This window comes from Pseudomonas sp. PS02288 (assembly GCF_029959715.1).
Classification (GTDB): Bacteria; Pseudomonadota; Gammaproteobacteria; order Pseudomonadales; family Pseudomonadaceae; genus Pseudomonas_O; species Pseudomonas_O kuykendallii.
The window spans coordinates 1-7,266 of record NZ_JASCPA010000103.1 but is presented as its reverse complement, the minus strand read 5'-3'; the positions used below and the strand labels follow the sequence as shown (position 1 = coordinate 7,266).

9 protein-coding genes are annotated in these 7,266 nt (G+C 69.3%); 5 read left to right on the top strand and 4 right to left on the bottom strand.

Annotated elements, in window-relative coordinates; all coding sequences use genetic code 11:
- Positions 1–68: 68 nt before the first annotated feature.
- Complete coding sequence (gene argC / locus QMX85_RS22920) at positions 69–1,022, bottom strand: N-acetyl-gamma-glutamyl-phosphate reductase (protein ID WP_282344794.1); 954 nt, start codon at positions 1,020–1,022, stop codon at positions 69–71.
- 437 nt (positions 1,023–1,459) lie between these two features.
- Positions 1,460–1,879 (bottom strand): Lrp/AsnC family transcriptional regulator, encoded by a 420-nt coding sequence (locus QMX85_RS22915; protein ID WP_273232104.1) that lies wholly within the window; start codon positions 1,877–1,879, stop codon positions 1,460–1,462.
- A gap of 131 nt (positions 1,880–2,010) precedes the next feature.
- Here QMX85_RS22915 and yjeH point away from each other — a divergent pair, with 131 nt between their 5' ends.
- The 5 genes from yjeH to QMX85_RS22890 are packed head-to-tail and all read left to right on the top strand — an operon-like array spanning position 2,011 to position 5,968.
- Positions 2,011–3,273: an L-methionine/branched-chain amino acid transporter gene (gene yjeH, locus QMX85_RS22910; protein WP_282344791.1), complete on the top strand. Its 1,263-nt coding sequence runs from the start codon at positions 2,011–2,013 to the stop codon at positions 3,271–3,273.
- A gap of 55 nt (positions 3,274–3,328) precedes the next feature.
- Positions 3,329–4,018, top strand: coding sequence for an HAD-IA family hydrolase (locus tag QMX85_RS22905; protein WP_282344790.1), 690 nt, complete (start codon positions 3,329–3,331; stop codon positions 4,016–4,018).
- Positions 4,015–4,569 (top strand): adenylate kinase, encoded by a 555-nt coding sequence (locus tag QMX85_RS22900; protein ID WP_282344789.1) that lies wholly within the window; start codon positions 4,015–4,017, stop codon positions 4,567–4,569. The genes QMX85_RS22905 and QMX85_RS22900 overlap by 4 nt, the downstream gene beginning before the upstream one ends.
- Before the next feature lie 59 nt (positions 4,570–4,628).
- Positions 4,629–5,636 carry a nucleoid-associated protein YejK gene (gene yejK, locus QMX85_RS22895; protein WP_282344787.1) on the top strand — a complete coding sequence of 336 codons (1,008 nt, stop codon included), beginning with the start codon at positions 4,629–4,631 and terminating at the stop codon, positions 5,634–5,636.
- A 2-nt stretch (positions 5,637–5,638) separates the two neighbouring features.
- Complete coding sequence (locus QMX85_RS22890; RefSeq protein ID WP_282344784.1) at positions 5,639–5,968, top strand: glutaredoxin family protein; 330 nt, start codon at positions 5,639–5,641, stop codon at positions 5,966–5,968.
- A gap of 8 nt (positions 5,969–5,976) precedes the next feature.
- Here QMX85_RS22890 and QMX85_RS22885 read toward each other — a convergent pair whose 3' ends face one another.
- Positions 5,977–6,909: a glutathione S-transferase family protein gene (locus QMX85_RS22885; RefSeq protein WP_282344782.1), complete on the bottom strand. Its 933-nt coding sequence runs from the start codon at positions 6,907–6,909 to the stop codon at positions 5,977–5,979.
- 67 nt (positions 6,910–6,976) lie between these two features.
- Positions 6,977–7,266 (bottom strand): GIY-YIG nuclease family protein (locus tag QMX85_RS22880; RefSeq protein ID WP_282344780.1); only part of this gene is annotated, 290 nt, incomplete at its 5' end.

Sequence of the window (7,266 nt, the reverse complement as noted above, 5' to 3'; positions counted from 1 at the left end):
CACCGGGGCGCGGGTCCCCGGGGGGGGCCCCGGGGGGGGGGGCGGGTTCCCCCCCCCCCCCGGGAGGATCACAGGCCGCTGTTGAGCCCGGTGTTTTCCGCAGCACCGATGTGCACGTTCATGCACTGCACGGCGGCGCCGGCAGCGCCCTTGCCGAGGTTGTCGAGGCGCGCGACCAGGGTCACGCGCTCGGCATTGCCGAAGACGAACAGGTCGGCGCGGTTGCTCTCGTTGCACGCCTGCACGTCTAGGAAACCGCCGTCGAGGTTGTCGGCGCCATCCAGCGGCATCACGCGGATGAACGGCTCGCCGGCGTAATGCCTGACCAGCGCGGCGTGGAGGCTTTCCACGCTGGCGCCGGTCGGCAGGTGGCTGAGCTGCAGCGGAACGGTCACCGACAGGCCCTTGAGGAAGTCGCCGACGATGGGGTTGAACACCGGCGCCGCGGCGATCCCGGTCTGCACGCGCATTTCCGGCAGGTGCTTGTGCGCCTGGGAGAGGGCGTAGGGGCGCGGGCTCTTCAGCTTGGCGTTAGCGCCGGCTTCGTATTCGGCGATCATCTGCTTGCCGCCGCCGCTGTAGCCGGTCAGCGAGAAGGCGCTGAGCGGGTAGTCGGCCGGCAGCAGGCCGGCGTCCACCAACGGGCGAACCAGCAGGATGAAGGCGGTGGCATGGCAGCCGGGGTTGGCGATGCGCTTGCTGGCGCGGATCGCCTCGCGCTGGCCGGGCGCCAGCTCCGGCAACCCGTAGGCCCAGCCGCTGTCGGTGCGGAAGGCGGTGCTGGCGTCGATGATGCAGGTGTTCGGGTTGTTCACCAGCGCGACGGCCTCGCGCGAGGCGGCGTCGGGCAGGCAGAGGAAGGCCACGTCGGCGGCGTTGAGGAAACGCGCGCGCTCGGCGGAATCCTTGCGCTTGGCGTCGTCGATGCGCAGCAGCTCGATATCCGAACGACCGCCGAGGTAGTCGAGCAGGCGCAACCCGGTGGTGCCTTCCTGACCGTCTACGAATACTTTGAACGTCATTGCCCAGCCCTCGCGAATAGGTGACGGCCCGCCCGCGGGCCCGATTGGCCGACATTGTACCGACTCGACCGGCGCACGACAGCGCGAGCGGCGCCGATCATCGTGCCGGGAGCGTGTGTCACGCGGCGTAACCCGCCAGGCGGAGTCATGCCGGATTCCGCCGGCGGGTTACGCGGCTTTCGGCCACAGGGTCGCCAGGGTTCATCGGGCGATGCCGCTAACCCACCCTACGGGGCTGGCGAACGAGTTCGTCCCTACGAGAGCGTTCGCCACGGGTGCAGGCGCGCCGGATGACGGGCGCTCGGTACGTAGGGTGCGCCGTGCGCACCGCAAAGGGAGAAGCGATTCCCACCGCAGACAAGCGGCCTCGGTGCGCGCGGCGCACCCTACGGCGCGATGCCGTGGCCGCCACCCAGGCCGGGGAAATCCGGGCGCGGTCAGAACGCCCAGTCGGTCACCACGACGTGGGTCTTCACCCGTTGCATGCCGGGGAAGTTCTCGATCTGCCCGCGGATTTCACCGAGCCGCGCCATGCTCGCGACTTCCAGGTAGACCAGCATGTCGGTCTCGCCGCTGATGCCGCTGCAGCGCTGGATTTCCGGGAAGGCGCGCATCCGCTCGACGTACTGCTCGCAGCGGCTCTCGTGATAGAACAGCTCGAGGTAGGCCTTGATCGCGTTGCTTTCCGGGTCGGCGACGCGGGCGTGATAGCCCTGGATCACGCCGCGCTCCTCCAGTTGGCGGATGCGTTCGGCCACCGCCGAGCGCGACAGGCTGATGCTTTCGGCGATGCGGGTGACGGGGGTGCGCGCGTCGCTGCGCAGCAGGGCGATGATCTGGCGATCGAACTTGTCCACGGGGTTCTCGCAAAACGGTGACAGGCGATTCGGCGGCGGCTTGCGCCACTCTGCCGGGCAAAGCCGGCAACCTGAATGGCGGCGGCGGCCTAACATGGCTTACCGCCGTTTCAAGCCCACGAGCATACCGTATGAGCCGTCTGAACAAGGAGCTGGGACTGCTGCAAGGCATCGCCCTGCTCGCCACTTCGCTACTGGGAACCGGGATCTTCGTGGTTCCCGCCCTCGCCGCCAGCAGCGCCGGTATCGCCTCGCTGTGGGCCTGGCCGCTGCTGATCCTGCTGGTGCTGCCGGTGGCCTTCACCTTCGCCCAGCTCGGCCGGCGGTTTCCCCACGCCGGCGGTGCGCCGCACCTGATCGGCCGCGCGTTCGGGCTGCGCTTCGAGCGGGTCAGCGCCTGGCTGTTCCTCGCGGTGATTCCCGTCGGCGTGCCCGCCGCGCTGCACATCGGCGTGGGCTTCTGGCAATCGGTGTTCGCCATCACGCCCGGCCAAGCGCTGGCGATCCAGCTCGGTACGCTGGCGATCATCCTGTTGCTCGGGCAACGGCCGATGCGCGCCTCCGGCAGCCTGCAGGCGGCGATCGCGGTGGCCATCGTCGCCTGCATCGCGCTGATCTGGTGGGCCGGCGATCTGCCGGACGCCAGCCTGCCGCTGCTGAACAGCGCCGCGCCCGACTGGTCGCGCCTGCCGACGGCGCTGGCGGTGATGTTCTGGTGCTTCGTCGGCATCGAGGCCTTCGCCCACCTCGGCGAGGAGTTCCGCCGCCCGCAGCGCGACTTCCCGCTGGCACTCTTGCTCGGCACCCTGCTCGCCGGGCTGGTGTACTGGGCCTGCTCGCTGGCGGTGCTGAACTTCGGTCACTACGGCGACGCCCAGCGCGATGCCACCTCGCTGCCCGACCTGGTCGGCCAGCTGTTCGGCGAACGCGGCCGCTGGCTGCTGGCGCTGCTCGGCTACCTGGCCTGCTTCGCCTCCACCAACGTCTACCTGCTGGGTTTCGCCCGGCTGCTCTGGAGCCTGGCCGACGAAGGCAAGGCGCCGGCCGGGCTTGCGCGGCTCAACCGGCACGGCGTGCCGGCCCGCGCGCTGCTGCTGATCGTCGCCTGTTGCGCGCTGTGTTCGCTGGCGAGTAGCCTGCTGTCGCTGTCGGTGGACGAGCTGATCCGCTACGCCAACGGCAACTTCGTGCTCATCTACCTGCTCAGCATGGCCGCGGGCTGGGTGCTACTGGAGGGCCTCTGGCGCTGGCTGGCGGGACTTTCCGTGGCGCTTTGCGCGCTGGTGCTGGTGGCGCTGGGCGTTCAGGCGCTGTACGCGCTGGCGCTGCTCGGCGTGCTTGTGGCGCTGCATGGGCGGCGACCACCCCGTCGGGCCGCCGCCACCCAAGGGTGACCCTCGGCGCGGGCCTGTGTTATCAAGACAGGCTTTCCAGCAAGGGCCGGGCCGCATGAATTCCTATATCGACCTGCTGATCAGCGATTGCGACGGCGTGATCGTCGACAGCGAAATCATCGTCGAACGCCTGCGCCGCGAGGTGCTAGGCGAGCGGTTCCCGCTGCAGGAACTGGACATCCTCCTGGCCGGCACCTTCGGCCTGCAGAGCCACGACATCCTCGCCCGCGTCGAGGCGCACTTCGGCGTCGAACTGCCGGACGGCTTCCACACCGAGCTGCGCCAGCGCAGCGAAGCCGCGACCTTCCGGGACGCCGCGCCAATCGCCGGCGTGCGCGAGGCGCTGCTGGCCGTCGACCTGCCGCTGGCAGTGGTCAGCAACAGCCGCCGGGCCAGCGTCGAGCACGCGTTGCAGCGCGCCGGCCTGCGCGAACGCGTGGACTCCGGGATCTTCGCCGCCGAGGACGTGGAGCGGCCGAAACCGGCGCCGGACCTCTACCTGCTGGCGGCCAGGCGTGCCGGCGTCGTGCCGTCGCGCTGCCTCGTGGTCGAAGACAGCGCCACCGGCGCCACCGCCGCGCTGACCGCCGGGATGCGCGTGATCGGCTTCCTCGGCGCCAGCCACATTCCGCCGGTGCACGGCGAAGTGCTGCGCGAACTGGGCGTCGAGGCGCTGCTCAGGGACATGCGCGAACTGCCGGCGCTGGTCGAGCTGCTGCGCGGCGAGCCGTCTCGCCCGGTATGACGCCCGCCCACAGCGATGCGCCGCGGCGGATCAACGTGGTCGGCACCAGCGGCAGCGGCAAGAGCACCTTCGCGCGGCGCCTGGCCCATCAGCTCGGCCTGCCCTGCATCGAGATGGACGCGCTGTTCTGGCGTCCTGACTGGCAGGAGTCCGACGACCCGAGTTTCTTCGCCCGCCTGCAACGCGCGCTGGCACAGCCGGGCTGGGTGCTCGACGGCAACTACCAGCGCACCGCCGCGATGAAGTGGCGGGACGTGCAGATGATCGTCTGGATCGACTACTCGTTGATCCGCACCCTTTACCAGGCCATCAGCCGGGCACTGCGGCGCTCCTTCAGCGGCGAAGAGCTGTGGCCGGGCACCGGCAACCGCGAGAGTTTCCGCCGCTCGTTCCTCAGCCGCGACTCGATCCTGCTCTGGACGCTGAAGAACTTCCGCAGCAACCGGCGGCGCTACACCGAGGTTTTCGCCGACCCTCGCCTCGCCCATGTCCAGCGGGTACGCCTGCGCAGCCCGGCGGCCGTCGAGACCTTCCTGCTCTCACTGCACTGACGCCGCAACCCCGTGCCTCGGGTAAACTGCGCGTCTTTCCCGTTCGCCACGAGACCGCCATGCCGATCCGCCACGCCATCGTCCACCTGATCGACAAGAAACCCGACGGCACGCCCGCCGTGCTGCACGCACGCGACAGCGAACTGCACGAGTCGCAGGCCATCGAGAACCTGCTGGCGGACCTCAACGAAAGCTACAACGCCAAGCAGGGCAAGGCCTGGGGGCTGTTCCACGAGGAGTCCGGCGCCTACCCGTTCAGTGGCTGGCTGAAGCAGTACCTGGACGGGGAACAGGACTTCACCGCCTTCAGCCGCCAGGCCGTCGAGCACCTGCAGAAGCTGATGGAGGAATCCAACCTCTCCACCGGCGGCCACGTGCTCTTCGCCCATTACCAGCAGGGCATGACCGACTACCTGGCGATCGCCCTGCTCCACCACAGCGAAGGCGTCACCGTGACCGAGGCGCTGGACGTGGCGCCGGCCAAGCACCTCGACCTCGGCCAGCTGCACCTGGCGGCGCGCATCAACATCTCCGAGTGGCAGAACAACAAGCAGTCCAAGCAGTACATCTCCTTCATCCGCGGAAAGAACGGCAAGAAGGTCTCGGACTACTTCCGCGACTTCATCGGCTGCCAGGAGGGCGTCGATGCGCCGAGCGAAACGCGCACCCTGCTCAAGGCCTTCAGCGATTTCGTCGAGAGCGAGGATCTGCCAGAAGAACAGGCGCGGGAGAAGACCAGTGCGCTGGTCGGCTACGCCACCACCCAGGCCAAGCTCGGCGAGCCGATGACCCTGGAAGAACTCTCCGGGGTGATCGACGAGGACCGGCCGAAGGCGTTCTACGACCACATCCGCAACCGCGACTACGGCCTGTCGCCGGAGATTCCGCCGGACAAGCGCACGCTGAACCAGTTCCAGCGCTTCACCGGGCGCGCCGAAGGGCTGTCGATCAGCTTCGAGGCGCACCTGCTGGGGTCGAAGATCGAGTACGACGAGGGCCGCGACATGCTGATCATTCGCCAGCTGCCGACCCAGCTGAAGGACCAGCTCAAACGCCGCAAGGACTGACGATGAAACGCATCCTGCTGATCCTCGCCGCGCTCGCCCTCTGGCAACAGTGGGACCGCGTCGAGCCGCTGCTCGGCCTCGGCCAGCCGGTGCACCGCCAGGCGCGCACCGGCGAGGTGATTCTCTACGCGACGTCCTGGTGCGGCTATTGCGCCAAGACCCGCGCCTTCCTCGCCGAACGCGCGATTCCCTACCGCGAACTCGACATCGAGAAGTCCGCCGACGGCCGCCGCGCCTACGACGCGCTCGGCGGCCGCGGCGTGCCGGTGATCGACGTCAAGGGCACGGTGATCCACGGCTACGACCCGCAGGGCATCCTCGCCGCCTACTGAGCCGTGCCTCAGAGCGCCTCGATGCGGAAGCCGACGCGCGGGAAGTGCACATGGACCACGCCCGCGCGCGCGTCCTCGCGGCGCAGGATCAGCTCTTCGGCACCGGCGTGGAGCAACTCGCCTTCCACCGGATCGACGCCGTAGTCGGTCGCCGCGATCAGCACCCGCTGGCCCACCGAGAAACCGTTCGGCTCCTCGATCGAGGTCTGCGGCAACGCCGCCGGGCTCGCCTGGCGGGCGACCTCGATGGCCTCGGCGGCGCTCATCTCGCTGGGCGAACCCTGGCCGAAATCCAGCACCCGCTGCAGCCAGCGCACGACCTCGGGGTAGGCGTCCACCAGCGGCGCGGTGACCGGCGTGGCCTTGAGGAACCACAGCGGGTGGGCCATGGCGAAATCGGCGATGGACGCCTCGCCGAAGAGGAACTCGCCGCCCTGCGCCAGTTGCTGCTGAAGGCGTGTCATCAGCGTCGGCCAGTTGTGCCGCGCCAGCTCGGCCGGCAGACGCGATGCAGACCCGCCGCTGAACAGCCCGGCACGGTCGGCGAGGAAGCCCTGGATCGCTTCCGGCGACAGGCGGGCGAAACGCACCGCGACGGATTCGGGCTGGAACACCAGGGTGACGGCATGCTGGAACACCACCGAATCGGCCCACTGGGCGAAGGCGGCGACGGTGAATGCCTGGCCCTGCGGGAACAGCGTCGGGGCGGCCTTCTCCGCCTCCAGGCGGCGGGCGATCAACGCGGTGTCACAATAGATGTCCGCACCGACCTGCAACACCGGCGTCTTCCGGTAGCCACCGGTGAGGGCCAGCAGATCGGGCTTGGGCATCACCGGCGGAATGTTCACCGAGTGCCAGCCCAGCTGCTTGAAGCCGAGCAGCAGGCGGGTCTTGTGGGCGAACGGCGAGGCCGGATAGTGGTGCAGGATGAGGTCGTGCATGCTGGCTTCCGCTGTTGTTGTTCGTGGGCGGCCAGCTTACCCGCCGGCTTCCTCGCGTCCCAGCCACTCAGGCGGATGGCGTGGCATCAGCGCCATGCATGGCGATCAGCTGTTCCTTGGCGACCTTCTTCAGTCGTTTGATCGCCCGCTCGCGGCGCAGCGCGTCGCCCTTGCCGGGGCAGGCCTCCACGTACACCAGCGCCTGCGCCGGGCTGGAGTGGAAGAAGCGCGCGCCCTTGCCGCTGCAATGCATGGCGAAGCGCCGTTGCGGGTCGTCGCTGATGCCGCAGTAGAGCGCGCCGGTGGGGGCGCGCCCCCGGGTGACGCCCCCCCCCCTGGCGTGGCCCGCCCGCGCGT

Excerpts from the sequence above, each read along its gene's own strand:
- argC (WP_282344794.1), bottom strand. The coding sequence starts at position 1,022 with ATGACGTTCAAAGTATTCGTAGACGGTCAGGAAGGCACCACCGGGTTG.
- yjeH (WP_282344791.1), top strand. The coding sequence starts at position 2,011 with ATGAGCCGTCTGAACAAGGAGCTGGGACTGCTGCAAGGCATCGCCCTG.
- QMX85_RS22905 (WP_282344790.1), top strand. The coding sequence starts at position 3,329 with ATGAATTCCTATATCGACCTGCTGATCAGCGATTGCGACGGCGTGATC.
- QMX85_RS22900 (WP_282344789.1), top strand. The coding sequence starts at position 4,015 with ATGACGCCCGCCCACAGCGATGCGCCGCGGCGGATCAACGTGGTCGGC.
- yejK (WP_282344787.1), top strand. The coding sequence starts at position 4,629 with ATGCCGATCCGCCACGCCATCGTCCACCTGATCGACAAGAAACCCGAC.
- QMX85_RS22890 (WP_282344784.1), top strand. The coding sequence starts at position 5,639 with ATGAAACGCATCCTGCTGATCCTCGCCGCGCTCGCCCTCTGGCAACAG.
- QMX85_RS22885 (WP_282344782.1), bottom strand. The coding sequence starts at position 6,909 with ATGCACGACCTCATCCTGCACCACTATCCGGCCTCGCCGTTCGCCCAC.